The following is a 17,723-nucleotide window of genomic DNA, read 5'->3' on the forward strand; positions in this document are numbered from 1 at the left end:
GCAAGACCAAAGGAGCATCGATGGAGCGCAGCGACCCGCGCACGACGCCCGCGGTGCTGGACCGGATGGCCCGCGAACTGGGCGACCGTGAGGCGTTGATAACCGAGGAGCGCACCTTCACCTTCGCCGAACTGCGCGAGGAAGTGCGCCGCGCCGCCGCGGCAATGATCGGGCTCGGGGTCGACGTCGGCGACCGGGTGGCGATCTGGTCGCCGAACACGTGGCACTGGGTGGTTGCCTGCCTGGCCACCCATTACGCCGGCGCCGTGGTGGTTCCGCTGAACACCCGCTACACCGCCGCGGAAGCGTCCGACATCCTGGCCCGCACTCAGGCCCCGCTGCTGATCGCGATGGGACGTTTCCTGGACACCGACCGGGTGGCCGACCTCGACCGCGCCGCGCTGCCCGATCTGCGGGACATCGTCCGGGTCCCCCTCGATACCGACGACGGAACGTGGGACGACTTCATGGCGGGCCCCACGGCGCCGCCGTCGGAGGTCGACAGCCGAGCCGCAGCGCTGTCCGGCGACGACGTCTCCGACATCCTGTTCACCTCGGGCACCACGGGCCGCAGCAAAGGTGTCCTGTGCGCGCATCGGCAGTCGCTGGCGGCACCGGCCGCGTGGGCGGCGTGCGGTCAGCTCACCCGCTCCGACCGCTATCTGTGCATCAACCCGTTCTTCCATAACTTCGGCTTCAAGGCCGCCATCCTGGCCTGCCTGCAGACCGGCGCCGCGCTGATCCCGCAGCTGACCTTCGACCCGGAGCAGGCCTTCCGGATCGTCGAAGAACACCGGGTGACGGTGCTGCCCGGGCCGCCGACAATCTTCCAGACACTGCTCGACCACCCGGCCCGCAAGGATTACGACCTGAGCTCACTACGGTTTGCGGTCACCGGCGCGGCAACCGTCCCGGTGGTGCTCATCGAACGCATGCAGGCCGAACTCGACTTCGACATCGTGCTGACCGCCTACGGCCTCACGGAGGCAAGCGGATTCGGCACCATGTGCCGCGCCGACGACGACGCGGTGACCGTGGCGACCACCTGCGGACGCCCGATCGCCGACTTCGAGCTACGGATCGACTCCCCTGAGCAGACCGGAGCCGGCGAGGTGCTGCTGCGCGGGCCCAACGTCATGCTCGGCTACCTCGACGATCCGGCCGCCACCGACGCCGCCATCGACGCCGACGGCTGGCTGCACACCGGCGATATCGGAACAGTCGACGCCGCAGGCAATCTGCGCATCACCGACCGCCTCAAGGACATGTACATCTGCGGCGGCTTCAACGTCTACCCCGCCGAGATCGAGCAGGTGCTGGCCCGCCTCGACGGTGTCGCCGACGCCGCGGTGATCGGAGTACCCGACGAGCGGCTCGGCGAGGTCGGTAGGGCGTTCATCGTGCGGCGGCCCGACAGCGACCTCGATGAGCAGGCCGTCATCGACTACACCCGACAGCATCTGGCGAACTTCAAGGCACCACGCTCGGTGGTGTTCCTGGCAGCACTGCCCCGCAACCCCGGCGGAAAAGTGGTCAAACCCACACTGCGAGAGATGGTCTGATGGATCTCAGTTACGACGACGCCACCCGAGAATTCCGCGACGAGGTGCGCGACTTCCTGGAAGCCAACAAGGCGTCGCTGCCGACCAAGTCCTATGACACCGCAGAGGGTTTCAAGCAGCACCGGCAATGGGACCGGGTGCTGTTCGACGCCGGGCTGTCGGTGATCACCTGGCCGAAGAAATACGGCGGCCGCGACGCGAGCCTGCTGCAATGGGTGGTCTACGAGGAGGAATACTTCCGCGCCGGAGCCCCAGGGCGCGCCAGCGCCAACGGCACCTCCATGCTGGCGCCGACGCTGTTCGCGCACGGCTCTGAGGAGCAGCTGGACCGCGTTTTGCCGAAAATGGCCAGCGGCGAGGAGATCTGGGCCCAGGCCTGGTCCGAGCCGGAGTCCGGCAGCGACCTGGCCTCGCTGCGCTCGACCGCGACCCAGACCGACGGCGGCTGGCTGCTCAACGGCCAGAAGATCTGGAGCAGCCGGGCGCCGTTCGGCGACCGCGGATTCGGGTTGTTCCGGTCCGACCCGACCGCCGAGCGCCACCGCGGGCTGACCTACTTCATGTTCGACCTCAAGGCCGACGGCGTGACGGTGCGCCCGATCGCGCAGCTGGGCGGCGACACCGGGTTCGGCGAGATCTTCCTGGACAACGTGTTCGTGCCCGACCATGACGTGATCGGCTCGGTACACGAAGGCTGGCGGGCGGCGATGAGCACCACCAGCAACGAGCGCGGCATGTCGTTGCGCAGCCCGGCGCGCTTCCTGGCGCCGGCCGAGCGGCTGGTTCAGGCGTGGACGTCACACGGCTCCGACCCCGCCTACGCCGACCGGGTGGCCGACGCCTGGATCAAGGCGCAGGCATATCGACTGCACACGTTCGGGACCGTGACCAGGCTCTCCGAGGGCGGCGAGCTGGGCGCCGAGTCATCGGTCACCAAGGTGTTCTGGTCGGATCTCGACGTGGCACTCCACCAGACCGCCCTGGAGCTTCGCGGCGCGGACGCCGAACTCGCGGGCTCATGGACTGACGGTCTGCTGTTCGCGCTGGGCGGCCCGATCTACGCCGGCACCAACGAGATTCAGCGCAACATCATCGCCGAGCGACTGCTCGGGCTGCCCAAGGAACCCTCCGCGAGCTCCGGGAAGACGAAATGAAATTCGCACTCGACGAACAGCAGCATGACTTCGCGGCGAGCATCGACGCCGCCCTGGGGGCCGCCGACGTACCCAGCGCGGTGCGGGCCTGGGCGCAGGGCGACACCGCCCCGGGCCGCAAGGTCTGGGCGACGCTGACCGACCTCGGCGTCACCGCCCTGGCCGTTGCGGAGAAGTTCGACGGCATCGAGGCCCACCCGGTGGACCTGGTGGTGGCGCTGGAGGCACTGGGCCGCTGGGCCGTGCCGGGCCCGGTGGCCGAATCCATCGCGGTCGCACCGGTTCTGCTTGCTGACGACGAGCGGTCTGCGGCGCTGGCCGCCGGTGAGCTCATCGCCACGGTGGCACTGCCGCCGGTGGTGCCCCGCGCCGCGGACGCCGACTTCGCCGGACTCGTGCTGCTGGCTCACGACGGCAAAGTCGCCGACGCCACCGCCGGTGGTGCCCACGAGTCCGTCGACCCGTCCCGAAAGTTGTTCGACGTCACCGGAACAGGCGACCAGAGAGCCGCCGACGTGGCGAAGGCGTTCGAGTACGGGGCGTTGGCCACCGCCGCTCAGCTGGTCGGAGCGGGCCAGGCGATGCTGGACCTGTCGGTCCAGTACGCCAAGCAGCGCAGCCAGTTCGGCCGCATCATCGGCAGCTACCAGGCCATCAAGCACAAGCTGGCCGACGTGCACATCGCCCTGGAACTCGCCCGTCCGCTGGTCTACGGAGCCGCCCTGTCGCTGGCCGACGGATCAGCCGATACCGCCCGCGACGTCAGCGCGGCCAAAGCGGCCGCCTCCGAGGCCGCCCTGCTGGCCGCGCGCTCGTCGCTGCAGACCCACGGTGCCATCGGGTTCACCTCCGAACACGACCTGTCGCTGTGGCTGCTGCGGGTACAGGCGCTGCATTCAGCCTGGGGCGACCCCACCACCCACCGCCGTCGCGTACTGGAGGCACTGGCATGACGTCGCTGGAAGAACGGCAGATGCTGCGCGACACCGTCGTAGCCCTGATCGACAAGCACGCATCGTCGGCTGCAGTGCGTGAGGCGATGCAGTCACCCCGCGGGTACGACGAGTCGCTGTGGACGCTGCTGTGCGAGCAGGTCGGTGTCGCCGCGCTTGTGGTGCCCGAGGAGCTCGGCGGTGCTGGCGGTGAATTGGCCGACGCAGCAGCGGTTCTCGAGGAACTGGGCCGCGCCCTGGTGCCGACACCACTGCTGGGGACCACACTGGCCGAGCTCGCACTGTTGGCGGCCGACGAACCCGACGGCGAGCTGCTCGAACAACTGGCCGCAGGCGCGGCGATCGGCGCCGTCGCGCTCGATCCCGACTTTGTGGTCAACGGCGATATCGCCGACGTGGTGGTGGGCTTGGAAACGGACACAGCGGGCGCCCGCCTGGAACGCTGGAACGACGTCACCGCCGAGGTGACACCGACCGTCGATCCGACGCGCCGGCTGGCCCGGGTCACCCCCGGATCGACCGAGCCGATCGGCAACGATCCCGGCCTGGCCGACATCGCCGCGATCCTGCTGGCCGCCGAACAGGTCGGCGCGGCCGCGCGCTGTCTGGAGCTGACGGTGGCCTACACCAAGGAGCGGGTGCAGTTCGGCAGGCCGATCGGCAGTTTCCAGGCGCTCAAGCACCGGATGGCCGACCTGTACGTGTTGGTGCAATCGGCACGGGCACTGGTCGGTGACGCGGTTGCCGACCCCACGCCGGTGTCGGCGGCCCTGGCCCGGTTGTCGGCGAGCGAGGCGTTCACCACGGTCGCCGGCGAGGCCATCCAGTTGCACGGCGGCATCGCCATCACCTGGGAGCACGACATCCAGCTGTACTTCAAGCGGGCGCACGGCAGCGCCCAGCTGTTCGGGCCACCGCGCGACCAATTGCGCAGGCTCGAATCCGAGGTGTTCTAGCCTGACTTAGGTGAAGTCCACCGCGGTGAACCTGCCCCGTCCGATCGGGTACGTCCTCGGCGGGGGTGGCAGCCTGGGGGCGGTCCAGGTCGGCATGCTGCAGGCGCTCAGCGAGCGAGACATCGATCCCGACCTGGTGGCCGGTACCTCGGTCGGATCGATCAATGGGGCCGTGCTGGCGTCCGACCCGGTCGGGGCCGCCCACCGGTTGTCCCACGCGTGGGCAAGGATGACACGGGAGGAAGTGTTTCCCGGCGGTCTGATCGCCCAGGCGCTGCTGTTGCAGCGGGTCAAGACCCACCTGTTCCCCAACACCGGACTCGCCGCCGTCATCGCCGACTTTCTCGGTCCAACAACGGATTTCGCTGATCTAGTGCTGCCGTTCGCGGCCGTCACCGTTGATGTCGCCACCGCGCAGCCCTATGTACTCCAAGAAGGCCCGCTGCTGCCCGCGCTGCTGGCCAGCGCCGCCATCCCGGGCATCTATCCACCCGTCGACCACGCTGGGCATCGTCTCTACGACGGCGGCGTGGTGGCCAACGTGCCGATGCGCCAGGCAGTCGCGATGGGCGCCCGCTCGCTGGTGGTGCTGGACTGCTTCTTTCCCGGTCAGCTGCCGAGCTCGACCGACACCATCGCCGACATCATCCTGTACACCGCACTGGTGACCATGCATTCGCAATCGGTGTCCGAGGCGACGCTGCTGGCGGAGAGCATGCCGGTGGTGTACCTGCCCGGTCCCGCGCCGCGGCTGGTCTCGCCGCTGGACTTCACCCACACCGCCGAGCTGATCGAGGACGCGTACCTGTCGGCGCGGCGGTTCCTCGACGAGCTTCGCGTCGACGGACCCGGGCTGTACCGTCAGCCTCTGCCGGAGAAGGGTGCTCTAGCGTGAATCCGGTGAACGATCGCGTTGCGCTCCGGGCCGGAATTCCGCCGTTCTACGTCATGGACGTGTGGCTGGCCGCCGCCGAGCGACAGCGCACCCACGGCGATCTGGTCAACCTGTCGGCCGGCCAGCCGAAGGCGGGCGCTCCGGAGCCGGTTCGCGCAGCCGCAATGGCTGCACTGCAAGCCAATCAGCTCGGCTACACCGTCGCGCTGGGGATCCCTGAACTGCGCGAGGCCATCGCCGGCTCCTACGCCGACCGTTACGGCATCGACGTCAGCCTCGACGACGTGGTGCTGACCACCGGCTCCTCGGGTGGATTCCTGTTGGCGTTCCTGGCCTGTTTCGACGTCGGCGACCGGGTCGCGATCGCCAGCCCCGGCTACCCCTGCTACCGCAACATCCTGTCGGCCCTGGGGTGCGAGGTGGTCGAGATCGCCTGCGGTCCCGAGACTCGCTTCCAGCCGACCGCGCAGATGCTCGCCGAACTCGACCCGCCGGTGCAGGGTGTGATCGTGGCCAGCCCGGCCAACCCGACCGGGACGGTCATCGACCCCTCGGAACTGGCCGCGATCGCGACGTGGTGTGACCAGACCGGAGTGCGGCTGATCAGCGACGAGGTGTATCACGGTCTGGTCTACCCGGGTGCCCCGCCGACCTCGTGCGCCTGGCAGACCTCCCGCAATGCCATTGTGGCGAACAGCTTTTCGAAGTACTTCGCGATGACGGGATGGCGGCTGGGCTGGCTACTGGTGCCCGCCGAGCTGCGCCGGGCAGTGGACTGCCTGACGGGCAATTTCACCATCTGCCCGCCGGTGCTGCCGCAGTACGCCGCGGTGGCCGCGTTCACCCCGGAGGCCATCGCCGAGGCGCAGGGGCACCTGAACCAGTACGCCCTCAACCGCGAGACCCTGCTCAGTGGGCTACGCCAGATCGGCATCACCCGGCTGGCTCCGACCGATGGTGCGTTCTACGTCTACGCCGACGTCTCGGACTTCACCTCGGACTCGCTGAGGTTCTGCGAGAAGCTTTTGGCTGATACCGGTTTGGCGATCGCACCGGGGGTTGACTTCGACACCGTCAGCGGCAACTCGTTCGTCCGGCTGTCCTTCGCCGGCCCGGCCACCGATATCGACGAGGCACTGCGCCGGTTGGGGCCGTGGCTGGCCGGTTAGGCCGGAACCCGCGCATTCACAGCAAGCCCAGCACCTTGGCCGCGCGGTCGGCAGCCTGCGCGCCGCCCAACTGCCGCATGAGCAGCACACCGTCGATCAGGACCAGCGTGGCCTCCGCCTCGGCACGGCGCTGCTTGGGGGTGCCGCGGAAGAACCCGGACAGCCAGCCGACCCACCCGTCGACCAGTGCTGCGGCCAGCTCCTGGAACGGTTGCACGCCCGCCGCCGCCAGCCCGCAGGCCTCGAAGTAGACGGCGAAGATGGCATCGGTGTCCTCATCGGCCAGAACCGCGTAGGCGGTCTTCGCCAGCTGGCGGTGGCCCGCTGCCGGTCCGGTGAACGCGGTGGCCAGTACTGCCTGCAGGCGGTTGCCGATCTCGATCAGAACGTCGCTGACAAGCGTTGTCTTGCTGGGAAAGTAGTAGACGACAACGCGGTCGCTGGTTGCCATCCGTTTGGCGAGTCGCCCGAAGGTCAGCGCACCCAGTCCGTCGGTCAATGCCAGTCCTACGGCGCCTTCGAGAAGCTGCTCGCGCGTGAATTTGTGCCCCATCAGGGTCTTGATTGTAGTAGTAACTACATTTATGGTTCGTAGTAACCACTACAAACCACTGGAAGGTGGGCCATGACCGCACTGTCGACAGCACCTCAGAAACACCCCGGCGCAACTGCCATGTCGGTCATCCGGATGTTCGCCGGCGCGATCAGCTGGGTCAGCCCCGCGCTGTCGTCACGCGCATTCGGCCTCGGACCGATCGCAGCCGGCGGCAGCCCCGGATTGGTGGCCCGGCTCTTCGGGATCCGCGACTTCGTCCTGGGCGCGGCGGTACACCATCCGGACCCCAGCGTGCGCAAAGCCGTCCTGCAGGCCGGGATCGTTTGCGACTCCGCTGACGTCGTCGCCTCCCTGATCGCAGTGCGGGCCGGCGCGCCCAAGACCACGCTGCTCGGCGCTACGGCGGGCGCTGCTCTGTTTGTTGCGCTTGGCGCGAGTGCCCTCAAAAGCTCACGCTGAATAGCAATCTCAGCCGGGTGCTCCACCCACCGTCCATGGTGTAGGACACGGCGAGCACCAGCGCTATAGATTGCGGTTCGGGTGTTGTCGCTCTCCGGCGGAGGGTCGAGGCAGTTCGAGGAGGGATAGGGCGTGCGTTCCCAACTGACGATCGGCGAGTTCGCCACGGTGACACACCTGAGTGTGCGGACGCTGCGGCGCTACCACGAGGCCGGACTACTCGAGCCGGCATCGGTCGACTCGATCTCGGGCTACCGGTACTACTCGCCCGAGCAGATTCCCACCGCTCAGGTGATCCACCAACTCCGCCGGCTTGATCTGCCACTAGCCGAGGTCCGGTCGATCCTCTCCACCGACGATCCGCAGGAACGGGCTGAGGTGATCGCGGGTCACTTGCAGCGACTGGAGGCCGAGTTGACCCGCACCCAGGCGGCCGTCGTGTCGCTGCGACGGCTGCTGCGCCCGGACCCGGCCGAAGTTCACGTCGAGCTGCGCTCAGTGCCTGCCCGCACCGTCGCCGCGATCACCGATCAAGTGCGCGTTGGTGATTCGCTGCGCTGGTACGACGCTGCGATGGCCGAGCTGGATGAGGCCTTCCCACCCGGGGAACGCACCGGACCGCCCGGTGGGCACTACGCGAATGCGCTGTTCACCCACGGCGCCGGAGCGATGACGGTTTTCCGGTCGGTGCATACCCCGCGGCGATCCGGCCGCATCGACGTCGTCGAACTTCCGGCGGCGGACCTCGCCGTCGCCGTCCATCCGGGATCGCACGACGACATCGACGTGACCTACGGCCGCCTCGGCGCGTGGGTCGTCAGCCACGCGTTGGCCGTCGACGGACCGATTCACGAGACCTACGCAGTCGGGCCTCGTGACACCGAAGACTCGACCAGCTGGCGGACCGAGATCGGCTGGCCGGTGTTTCAACTCGCCCCCGCACCGGGGTAGTTCCAGGTCAGTTCGCCGACGGGAAGTCCGCGGCGCGGGACAGCGCCTCGTTGGCGCGGACCTCTGCGAGCGAACTCTCGAGCATTGCGACGACCGCGTCGACCCCGCTGCTGCCGAGGACCAGCCGTCGAGGAGCCGGATCCTGTGCCATGGCGGCGATCACCGCACGAACCCCGCGCTGCGGGTCACCGGGCTGAGTGCCGTCCTGCTCCACCATCGCCGAGCGGACCTGCTCCAACATCGGCCGGTAGGCGGCGATGGATTCGGCGATCGGCTCGTCGGCGAAGCCGGCGTAGGCCTGGGTGCGGAAGGCTCCCGGCTCGACCGCGATCACCTGAATACCGAGCGGCGCGACCTCGTCGCGGAGTACCTCGGTGACGGCCTCGACGGCGAACTTGGTCGCACTGTAGTAGCCGAATCCGGTGACGCCACTACGCCCCGCCACCGAGGACATATTGACGATCCACCCGTTTCTGCGGGCGCGCATACCCGGAAGCACAGTCCGGATGACGGCGAGCAGCGCGAAGAAATTCAGCTCGAACATCGCGCGGACATCGGTGTCCGCCATGCCTTCGATCGACCCGTACTGCCCGCGTCCGGCGTTATTGACCAGCACGTCGATGCCGCCGAAGTGCTGCTCGGCAGTTCCGACCGCGGTCTGCACCTGCCCTGCATCGGTGACGTCGAGCGGCACAACCAACACCCGGTCGCCGTATGCCCCGGCCCAGCCTTCCAGTTCCGCGGGCCGCCGTGCCGTGAGCACCACCCGGTCGCCGATCTCCAGTGCGGCCTCGGCGTAGGCCATCCCGAATCCACCCGGGGTGCCGCCGGTGATGAACCAGTTCTTCGTCATCGTTCAGGGCTCGATGACGAGTCGGGTGATGAGGTCGTCTTCCAGCGTGAACCGGTAGTGCAGGTCGGCGACCCCGCCGGGGAAGTTTCCAACCAGGCGCTGGAGCGCGTCGATGTGTGCGGCATCCGTCGCGGTGGCTCCGGTGAACTCGGTCGTGAAGGTGTACTCGCTGCCCGCACTACCCAGCCACTTCTCGATCGCCTCGCGGCCATGCTCGGTGTGGCCTTCGTCGGTTACTGCGGCGTCGGTTGTGAAGGTGTCGATCGCTGCGGCGACGTCACCGGACCGGTGTGCGGTGAGGTACGTCCTGACCACAGCGGGAAGCGCGTTCCAGGCCATGGTGCTTTCGGTGTTGTCCGTTGTCATACCGCCACCCTGCGCCTTCCCCCAGGGAGAGGGTCAAGCCGTCGAGGCGATCACGATTCGGATGGCTGACATGGCCGGCGCCCTGGCTGGAAACCGGCGCGCGCTGAGCGAAAATGTTGCGGTGCACCGCCTCAGCTGGTGCAGTCATCACATGCCCTTCATCGAGCACAACGGCGAGCGCATCTACTACCGGCATTGGGCCGCGGCCGATCCGCGGGCCGCGGTGATCTTCCTGCACGGCTTCGGTGAACACACCGGCCTCTACCACCGCTACGGCTTCGCCCTCAACGCCGCCGGGATCGACCTGTGGGCGGTCGACCAGATCGGCCACGGCCTGTCCCCCGGCCCCCGCGGCAACTTCGGCACCATCGAGGACAGCTCGGCACTCGCCGAGTCGCTCACCGAGTTGGCCGAGCAGTCCACCCCCGGCATACCGCTTGTCGCTCAAGGACATTCGTTCGGATCGATCGTCACGTTGTTCCGGCTCCTGGAGCAGCCGAACCGCTACCGGGCCGGCGTGATCTCCGGCGCGCCGGTGGTAGCGGTTCCCGAGCTGCTCGACACCGACTCCTCGTTCGAACTCGATCCGAGCTGGCTGTCCAGCGACCCGTTCTACGTCGACTCGCTGGAGAACGACCCGCTGGCATTCGTGGAGTCCGACGGTACGGCGCTGACCAGGGAGCTGGACCGGGCCTGGGACCGGTTCGGCGCCGAACTGCCCGCCCTGACCGTCCCGACGCTGGCGGTGCACGGGTCCAACGATCCAATCGCCCCGATCGGAGCGGTCCGCGCGTACTCCGAGCAGATACCGGCCCTGCGACTGGCCGAGTTCGCCGAGGCGCGCCACGATGTCCTCAACGAATCGGTGCACCGGGCGGTGGCGTCGACGATCGTCGAATTCATCGACGAGCAGACGCGGGCCTAGAGCCAGGTGTCGTTGGTGGTGGTGGTCAGGAAGGCCTCGAGGTCATCGCGCCACTGTGCGGGGGTGTTCTTGTCCGGCTCGATGCCGGTGTACTCGCCGCGATAGAACAGCAGCGGACGCGGTTTGACCTTCGGCACCTCAGACAGCGAGTGCACCAGACCGAAGACCACGAAATGGTCGCCCCCGTCGTGCACCGAATGCACAGTGCAGTCGATGTGGGCCAGCGAGTTGTCCAGCACCGGGGAACCGAGTTTGGACAGATGCCAATCCACCCCGGCGAACTTGTCCGGCTCCCGGGATCCGAACCGCGCGCAGGTGTCTCGCTGCTTTTCGGTCAGCACGTTGACGCAGAACTTGCCGCTGGCCTCGATGGCCTGCCACGACCGCGACACCTTGGTCGGGCAGAACAACACCAGCGGCGGTTCCAGCGACAGCGCCGCAAACGATTGGCACGCAAAGCCGTTGGGCACATCGTCGTGCATCGTGGTGATGATGGTGATGCCAGTACAGAACTGGCCGAGCACGTGCCGGAACGTGCGCGGGTCGATCTCGGTGGCGGACATCGCTACTTGAAGCCCACCGAGAAGTCGTGCCCCCACAGGCTGACAGCTGTGCTCTCCCGGGCGACCCAGCCCTGATCTTCGACTTGCAAACCCTCACAGCCGAATTCGATGTCGAAGCCACCCGGAGTCTTGATGTAGAAGGACAGCATCTTGTCATTGGTGTGCCTGCCGAGCGTCGCCGACATCTTCACCTTGCGGCGCAGCGCACGGTCCAGGCACAGGCCGACGTCGTCGGAGTTCTCGACCTCGACCATCAGGTGCACAATGCCGGTCGGGTTGGGCATCGGCATGAAGGCCAGCGCGTGGTGGCGCGGGTTGCAGCCGTAGAACCGCAGCCAGACCGGATCACCGTCGGCCGGGCGCCCGGCGATCTGGGGCGGCAGGCTCATCGAATCCCGCAACCGGAAGCCCAGCACATCCTGATAGAAGGCCTGCGCGGCGGCATCGTCGTCACAGGTGAGCACGACGTGCCCAAGGCCCTGTTCGGCGGTGACGAACTTGTGCCCGTACGGGCTGACGAAGCGGCGGCCCAGGTACTGCGCACCGTGGAACGCCTCGAGAACGTTGCCGGCCGGATCGGAGAACCGGATCAGCCCCTCGACGCGTCGTTCCGACTTGTCCTCGCGAGTGCCTTCGACGAAGTCGACACCGGCCTTGGCCAAGGTTTCCCGCAGACCCTGCAGCGCGGTCGCATCGGCGACCTCCCAGCCCGAGACCAGCAACCGGTCCTGCTCGCCGGGCACGATCACCAGGCGGGCCGCGAAGTCGTCCATGCGCAGATAGAGAGCATCGGGGGTGGCCCCGTCGCCTTCCACCATGCCGAGAACCTTGAGCGCGAATTCACGCCAGGCCGCCACGTCGGTGGCCTCGATTCGCATGTAGCCGAGTGCCTTGATGCTCACGGGTGCGCCCCTCCGAGGAAGTCGATTTGTCGAACTTGTCGAACTCGCCGAACCGCTGCGACCGGCTACACCATGGTGTCGCCGAGAGGCAGACCGAACTCCTGGTTGCCGAACATCACGTAGGCCCGCTCGGCATCGTTGGCGGCGTGCACCCGGCCGGCGTGCGCATCACGCCAGAACCGCTGCAGCGCAGTCTCGGTCTGCAGGGCGGTGGCGCCGGCTGCCTCGAAGAGTCGGTCGATCGCCGCGATCGCACGCTGGCTGGCACGCACCTGATCGCGGCGAGCCTTGGCGCGAAGCTCCAGCGGAACTTCCTTGCCCGCCAGCAGCAGGGCGTACTCGTCGGCGAGGTTGCCCTTCAGCTGGAGCCAGGCCGCGTCGATATCGCTTCCCGCCTCGGCGATCCGGACCTTGGCGAACGGGTCGTCCTTGGCCTTCTCGCCGGCGTAGGCGGCACGCAACCGCTTGCCCTGGTGCTCGATGTGAGCGTCGTAGGCGCCGAAGGCCATACCGACGATCGGAGTCGAGATGGTGGTGGGATGCATTGTGCCCCACGGCATCTTGTACACCGGCGCGGTATTGGTCTTGAGGCCGGGCGCGGTGCCGTCGCTCATTGCTTTGAACGACTGGAAGCGGTGCCGTGGCACGAAGACGTCCTTGATTTCCAACGTCTTGGAACCGGTGCCCTTGAGCCCGACCACATACCAGTCGTCGATGATCTTGTAGTCACTGATCGGAATCAGGAAGCTGCCGAAGTCGACGGGCCGGCCGTCCTTGATCACCGGGCCACCGACGAACGTCCAGCTGGCGTGATCGCATCCCGACGACCAGCGCCAGGCGCCGTTGACGATGTAGCCATCGCCGGACTCGGTCACCACGCCGGCGCCCATCGGGGCGTAGGACGACGAGATCCGCACGGTCGGATCGTCACCCCAGACGTCCTCCTGGGCCTGCTGCTCGAACTGGGCCAGGTGCCAGTTGTGTACACCGAGGATGCCCATCGCCCAGCCGGTGGACCCACAGGCGCTGGCCAACCGGCGCACCGCCTCGAAGAACAGCGTCGGGTCGGCCTGCAGGCCGCCCCACTGTTCGGGCTGTACCAGCTTGAAGAACCCGACCTCGTCGAGTTCGGCGACCGTCGCGTCGGTTACCCGGCGCAAATCCTCGGTCGCCTCGGCCCGCCCCCGCAGCCTCGGGAGCAACTCGTCGATACCGGCTAGGACCGATTGCGCGTCACGCTGTTGAATGGACGTCACTGCATGCCTCCCAGAAATGCGTTACTGCACCCAGACTAGAACACGTTACGATTTGTGTCGAGCAGGCCGGTACTGGGGCTGGTGGCGGTATGGATGGTCATTTCTGTAACCTGTTCTAGTTCTGCGAAAGGGAAGGCTAAGCAACGTGACGCAGGTGCCGCCGGACGAGCCCTTGGGCAGCCACGTCCTCGAACTGGAAGTGACCGACGTCGTCGCCGAGACAAGCGACGCGCGCTCGCTGGTGTTCGGCGTGCCTGCGGGTGCCGACGTTCCCGCCGAGCGGCTGCGCTACGCACCCGGCCAGTTCCTGACGTTGCGTATCCCCAGCGACCGCACCGGTTCGGTGGCCCGTTGCTATTCGCTGTCCAGCTCGCCGTTCACCGACGACGCCCTGACCGTGACGGTCAAGCGCACCGTCGACGGATACGCCTCGAACTGGTTGTGCGACCACGCACACAAGGGCATGCGGATTCATGTGCTGGCGCCGTCCGGAACCTTCGTGCCCAAGACGCTCGACGATGACTTCCTGCTGATCGCCGCCGGCAGCGGCATCACCCCCATGCTGGCGATCTGCAAGTCGGCACTCTCACAGGGTGGCGGCCAGGTCACGCTGCTCTATGCCAACCGCGACGAGAACAACGTCATCTTCGCCGCCGCGCTGCGCGAGCTCGCCGCCAAGTACCCCGACCGGTTGACGGTCGTGCACTGGCTGGAGTCCGTTCAGGGACTGCCGAGCACGCCCGCGCTGAGCAAGCTGATGTCGCCGTACACCGACCGGCAGGCCTTCATCTGTGGTCCCGGTCCGTTCATGCAGGCCGCCCAGGACGCACTGGAGTCGCTGAAGGTCCCCGCCAAACAGGTGCACGTCGAGGTGTTCCGGTCGCTGGACACCGACCCGTTCGCCGCCGTCAAGATCACCGACGAGGGCGACGAGCCGCCGGCGACCGCGGTTGTCGAACTCGACGGGAAGACGCACACCGTGTCGTGGCCGCGCAGCGCCAAACTGCTCGACGTCCTCATCGACAAGGGGCTCGACGTGCCGTTCTCGTGCCGCGAAGGCCATTGCGGCGCATGCGCGGTGGTGATGCGTTCCGGCGACGTGGAGATGGACATCAACGACGTCCTGGAGCCCGATGACATCGCCGACGGCCTGATCCTGGCCTGCCAGGCACTGCCGAAGACCGATTCGGTCGAAGTCACCTACGACGAGTAGCCCGTCCGGTCAGCGGGGCAGGCCGAGTAGCCGTTCACCGGCCATGGTGAGCAGGATCTGCTCGGTACCGCCGGCGATGGACAGGCACCGGGTGTTGAGGAAGTCGTGCACTCGCTTGTCGACGACGGCACCTGCGGACTCGGACAGTTCCATCCGGAATTCAGCCAGCTCCTGGCGGTGCCGAACACCGATCAGCTTGCGGGCACTGGCTTCTGCACCGGTGTCCTTACCGCCGACCGCAAGCTGGGCGATGCGCTGATCCAGCAGTGAACCGGCCTGCGCGGACAGGATGAGCTCAGCCACCCGGTCCTGCAGTGCGGTGTCGAGTTCGCTCTGCGCCACCGCCCGCAACATCTCCTCCACCGGGTTGCCCAGGGCGGTGCCACCGGCCATCGCGACACGCTCGTTGGCCAGAGTGGTGCGGGCCAGCCGCCAGCCGTCGTTGACCGCGCCGACCACCAGCTCGTCGGGCACGAACACGTCGTCGAAGAAGACCTCGTTGAACAGTTCATCGCCGGTGATCTCACGCAGCGGGCGCACCACGATGCCCGGGGTCTTCATGTCGACGATGAAGTAGGTGATGCCCTTGTGCTTGGGCGCGTCCGGGTCCGTTCTGGCCAGGCACACCCCGTAATGCGCCTTCTGCGCAGCGGAGTTCCACACCTTCTGTCCGGTCAGGCGCCAACCCCCCTCGGCCCGAACAGCTTTCATTCGCAGCGCGGCGAGGTCCGAGCCTGCGCCCGGCTCGCTGAACAGCTGACACCAGATGAGCTCGCCACGCAGCGTCGGCGACACGAACCGCTCGATCTGTTCGGCGGTGCCGGCGTCGAGGACGGTCGGAAGCGCCCACCAGCCGATCACCAGATCGGGGCGTTGCACACCCGCGGCAGCCAATTCCTGGTCGATCAACAGCTGCTCGGCCGGAGAAGCGTTGCGGCCGTAGGGCTTCGGCCAGTGCGGGGCGAGCAGGCCACTGCCTGCCAACGCCGGCTGGCGCTGCTCGAGCGGCAACGCCGCCACCTCGGCGACGGCGGCGGCGATCTCGGGCTGCAGGTGCGCCACCGACTCCAGATCGACGTGCAGTTCGCGGCGCACCCCCTGCAGCGTCAGCGCGGCGACGCGGCGCAGCCATGCCGGCCGGCCACCCAGGAAATGCCCGATGCCGTAGGCGCGCCGCAGATAGAGGTGAGCGTCGTGCTCCCAGGTGATCCCGATGCCACCGAGCACCTGGATGCAGTCTTTGGCATTGGTCTGGGCCGAGCCGATTCCGATGGCCGCGGCGATGGCGGCGGCGATCGCAAGCTGGTCCTCGTCATCGGCGCTTGACGCTGCCACCGCCGCGTCGGTTGCGGCCACCGCGGCCTGCTGCGAGCGCAGCAGCATCTCGGCGCACATGTGCTTGATCGCCTGGAAGCTGCCGATCGGCTTGCCGAACTGCTCCCGCACCTTGGCGTATTCGGTGGCGGTCTCCAGGGCCCATTGCGCCACCCCGGCCGCCTCGGCCGCCAACAGCGTCGCAGCCAGATCCTCGAACCGCCTGCGCGAGACCGGCAGGGTGGTGGCCGGGGCAGAGGTCAACGACACCCTGGCCAGCGGACGGGAGAAGTCGGTGGCCTCCAGTAGCTCGACCGCCACACCGTCACCGGCGGCGTCGACCAGGACGACAGCGTCACCGACCGGCAGCAGCAGCACACCAGCCGCGTCGGCACCCAGCACCGCCTCGACGGTGCCCGACACCCGCCCACCCTCGTCGCGCAGATCGGCGCGCAGCGCCGCGCCGGCCGTCCGTTGTCCCGAGGCGAGGGCGTCGAGCAGTTCCGGGTCGGTCACCACCAAGGTGGCCAGAGCAGTCGTCACCACGGGTCCGGGGATCAGCGCACGGGCCGCCTCCTCGACCATGGCGGTCAAATCCTGAAGCGATCCGCCGGCGCCGCCGGCCTCCTCGGGTACCGCCACTCCGAACAGCCCGAGCTCGGCCAGCCCCGAGTAGACCGGCCGCCAGGCGTCGGGACTGCCCTGCTCGACCTCCCGCACCGCGGCGTGCGCTGTCGCTGACGAGGCCCAGCTGCGAACCAACTCGCGGGCGGCAAACTGTTCGTCGGTGATGGTCGCTGACACCGTCGGCTCCTAGGTTTGACAAAGAAGGGCCGCTGAATAACTTCTCGGCCCACTAGAACGTGTTCTAATAGTGCCAGCGATCAACCGTCAAGTCGACCGCCTAACCAGCAGGACACGCGGCCGACGTGGGGGATGAACAGAAGCGCCGCGCACCGTAGCAATGCGTATCGTTTCTCCACGACCGCGCACGGAAGGAGCCGTCCAGCCATGTCATCGCCCGCGCAAAAATCCTCGGCCGGATCCGGGTCGCAGCCGCGTGAGGTGATGCCGGTGTCGGTGCTCGCCGAATCGGAGCTCGGCTCCGAGGCGCAGCGCGAGCGTCGCAAGCGCATCCTCGACGCCACCATGGCGATCGCCTCCAAGGGCGGTTACGAGGCCGTGCAGATGCGCGCGGTCGCCGACCGCGCCGACGTGGCCGTCGGAACGCTCTACCGCTACTTCCCGTCGAAGGTGCATCTGCTCGTGTCGGCCCTGGCCCGCGAGTTCGAGCGCATCGACGCCAAGACCGACCGGTCCACCGTCTCCGGTGGCACGCCCTTCCACCGGCTGAATTTCATGGTGGGCAAGCTCAACCGGGCGATGCAGCGCAACCCGCTGCTGACCGAGGCGATGACCCGGGCCTACGTGTTCGCCGACGCCTCGGCGGCCGGTGAAGTTGATCACGTCGAGAAGATCATCGACAGCATGTTCGCCAGGGCGATGAGCGATGGCGAACCGACCGAAGACCAGTACCACATCGCCCGCGTCATCTCCGATGTGTGGTTGTCGAACCTGCTCGCCTGGCTGACGCGGCGCGCCTCGGCCACCGACGTCAGCAAACGTCTGGATCTCGCGGTGCGGCTGTTGATCGGCGACGAGGGCGCGCCCTAGAG

Annotated in this window: 18 protein-coding genes; 11 read left to right on the forward strand and 7 right to left on the reverse strand. The window is 67.7% G+C overall.

The window, feature by feature from the left end:
- Positions 1-20: 20 nt before the first annotated feature.
- Genes fadD3 through OG976_RS10695 form a run of 6 tightly spaced genes read left to right on the forward strand, consistent with a single transcriptional unit; the run spans position 21 to position 6,689 of the window.
- Positions 21-1,562 (forward strand): 3-((3aS,4S,7aS)-7a-methyl-1,5-dioxo-octahydro-1H-inden-4-yl)propanoate--CoA ligase FadD3, encoded by a 1,542-nt coding sequence (gene fadD3 / locus OG976_RS10670; RefSeq protein ID WP_328361625.1) that lies wholly within the window; start codon positions 21-23, stop codon positions 1,560-1,562.
- Positions 1,562-2,716, forward strand: coding sequence for an acyl-CoA dehydrogenase family protein (locus OG976_RS10675; RefSeq protein WP_328361628.1), 1,155 nt, complete (start codon positions 1,562-1,564; stop codon positions 2,714-2,716). The genes fadD3 and OG976_RS10675 overlap by 1 nt, the downstream gene beginning before the upstream one ends.
- Complete coding sequence (locus tag OG976_RS10680) at positions 2,713-3,669, forward strand: acyl-CoA dehydrogenase (RefSeq protein ID WP_328361631.1); 957 nt, start codon at positions 2,713-2,715, stop codon at positions 3,667-3,669. The genes OG976_RS10675 and OG976_RS10680 overlap by 4 nt, the downstream gene beginning before the upstream one ends.
- A complete protein-coding gene (gene ipdE2, locus OG976_RS10685) occupies positions 3,666-4,625 on the forward strand; it encodes an acyl-CoA dehydrogenase IpdE2 (RefSeq protein ID WP_328361634.1) in 960 nt (319 codons plus the stop codon). The genes OG976_RS10680 and ipdE2 overlap by 4 nt, the downstream gene beginning before the upstream one ends.
- A 10-nt stretch (positions 4,626-4,635) precedes the next feature.
- Entirely contained in the window at positions 4,636-5,520 is an 885-nt protein-coding gene (locus tag OG976_RS10690; protein WP_328361637.1) for a patatin-like phospholipase family protein, read from the forward strand.
- Between the two features lie 5 nt (positions 5,521-5,525).
- Positions 5,526-6,689, forward strand: coding sequence for a pyridoxal phosphate-dependent aminotransferase (locus OG976_RS10695; protein WP_328361640.1), 1,164 nt, complete (start codon positions 5,526-5,528; stop codon positions 6,687-6,689).
- A gap of 16 nt (positions 6,690-6,705) precedes the next feature.
- Here the strand turns inward: OG976_RS10695 and OG976_RS10700 are convergent, their stop codons facing one another.
- Positions 6,706-7,242, reverse strand: coding sequence for a TetR/AcrR family transcriptional regulator (locus OG976_RS10700; protein WP_328361643.1), 537 nt, complete (start codon positions 7,240-7,242; stop codon positions 6,706-6,708).
- Between the two features lie 72 nt (positions 7,243-7,314).
- On the opposite strand from OG976_RS10700, the gene OG976_RS10705 reads away from it, so the two are divergent.
- Together OG976_RS10705 and OG976_RS10710 are read left to right on the forward strand one after the other, a co-directional pair.
- Positions 7,315-7,704: a hypothetical protein gene (locus tag OG976_RS10705; protein WP_328361645.1), complete on the forward strand. Its 390-nt coding sequence runs from the start codon at positions 7,315-7,317 to the stop codon at positions 7,702-7,704.
- A gap of 132 nt (positions 7,705-7,836) precedes the next feature.
- Entirely contained in the window at positions 7,837-8,655 is an 819-nt protein-coding gene (locus OG976_RS10710; protein WP_328361648.1) for a MerR family transcriptional regulator, read from the forward strand.
- A gap of 7 nt (positions 8,656-8,662) precedes the next feature.
- Here OG976_RS10710 and OG976_RS10715 read toward each other — a convergent pair whose 3' ends face one another.
- Complete coding sequence (locus OG976_RS10715; protein ID WP_328361651.1) at positions 8,663-9,508, reverse strand: SDR family NAD(P)-dependent oxidoreductase; 846 nt, start codon at positions 9,506-9,508, stop codon at positions 8,663-8,665.
- 3 nt (positions 9,509-9,511) lie between these two features.
- Complete coding sequence (locus OG976_RS10720; protein WP_328361655.1) at positions 9,512-9,874, reverse strand: nuclear transport factor 2 family protein; 363 nt, start codon at positions 9,872-9,874, stop codon at positions 9,512-9,514.
- Positions 9,875-10,025: 151 nt separating this feature from the next.
- On the opposite strand from OG976_RS10720, the gene OG976_RS10725 reads away from it, so the two are divergent.
- The gene (locus tag OG976_RS10725; RefSeq protein WP_328361658.1) at positions 10,026-10,799 is read left to right on the forward strand and encodes an alpha/beta fold hydrolase; all 774 of its coding nucleotides are present in this window, start codon (positions 10,026-10,028) and stop codon (positions 10,797-10,799) included.
- Here OG976_RS10725 and hsaB read toward each other — a convergent pair.
- From hsaB to hsaA, 3 genes are all read right to left on the reverse strand, one after another.
- Positions 10,796-11,362 carry a 3-hydroxy-9,10-secoandrosta-1,3,5(10)-triene-9,17-dione monooxygenase reductase subunit gene (gene hsaB / locus OG976_RS10730; RefSeq protein WP_328361661.1) on the reverse strand — a complete coding sequence of 189 codons (567 nt, stop codon included), beginning with the start codon at positions 11,360-11,362 and terminating at the stop codon, positions 10,796-10,798. The genes OG976_RS10725 and hsaB overlap by 4 nt on opposite strands.
- Positions 11,363-11,364: 2 nt before the next feature.
- Positions 11,365-12,240 carry an iron-dependent extradiol dioxygenase HsaC gene (gene hsaC, locus OG976_RS10735; RefSeq protein ID WP_328363392.1) on the reverse strand — a complete coding sequence of 292 codons (876 nt, stop codon included), beginning with the start codon at positions 12,238-12,240 and terminating at the stop codon, positions 11,365-11,367.
- Between the two features lie 89 nt (positions 12,241-12,329).
- Positions 12,330-13,520 carry a 3-hydroxy-9,10-secoandrosta-1,3,5(10)-triene-9,17-dione monooxygenase oxygenase subunit gene (gene hsaA, locus OG976_RS10740; protein ID WP_328361664.1) on the reverse strand — a complete coding sequence of 397 codons (1,191 nt, stop codon included), beginning with the start codon at positions 13,518-13,520 and terminating at the stop codon, positions 12,330-12,332.
- A 145-nt stretch (positions 13,521-13,665) separates the two neighbouring features.
- Here hsaA and OG976_RS10745 point away from each other — a divergent pair, with 145 nt between their 5' ends.
- A complete protein-coding gene (locus OG976_RS10745) occupies positions 13,666-14,733 on the forward strand; it encodes a ferredoxin--NADP reductase (protein ID WP_328361667.1) in 1,068 nt (355 codons plus the stop codon).
- 9 nt (positions 14,734-14,742) lie between these two features.
- Here OG976_RS10745 and OG976_RS10750 read toward each other — a convergent pair whose 3' ends face one another.
- Complete coding sequence (locus tag OG976_RS10750; RefSeq protein WP_328361670.1) at positions 14,743-16,851, reverse strand: acyl-CoA dehydrogenase; 2,109 nt, start codon at positions 16,849-16,851, stop codon at positions 14,743-14,745.
- A gap of 270 nt (positions 16,852-17,121) precedes the next feature.
- Between OG976_RS10750 and kstR the strand changes: the two genes are divergently transcribed.
- On the forward strand, positions 17,122-17,721 hold the full coding sequence (gene kstR / locus OG976_RS10755) for a cholesterol catabolism transcriptional regulator KstR (protein WP_328363395.1): 600 nt from the start codon (positions 17,122-17,124) through the stop codon (positions 17,719-17,721).
- Positions 17,722-17,723 lie beyond the last annotated feature (2 nt).

It is taken from the genome of Mycobacterium sp. NBC_00419, from assembly GCF_036023875.1.
Taxonomy (GTDB): Bacteria; Actinomycetota; Actinomycetes; order Mycobacteriales; family Mycobacteriaceae; genus Mycobacterium.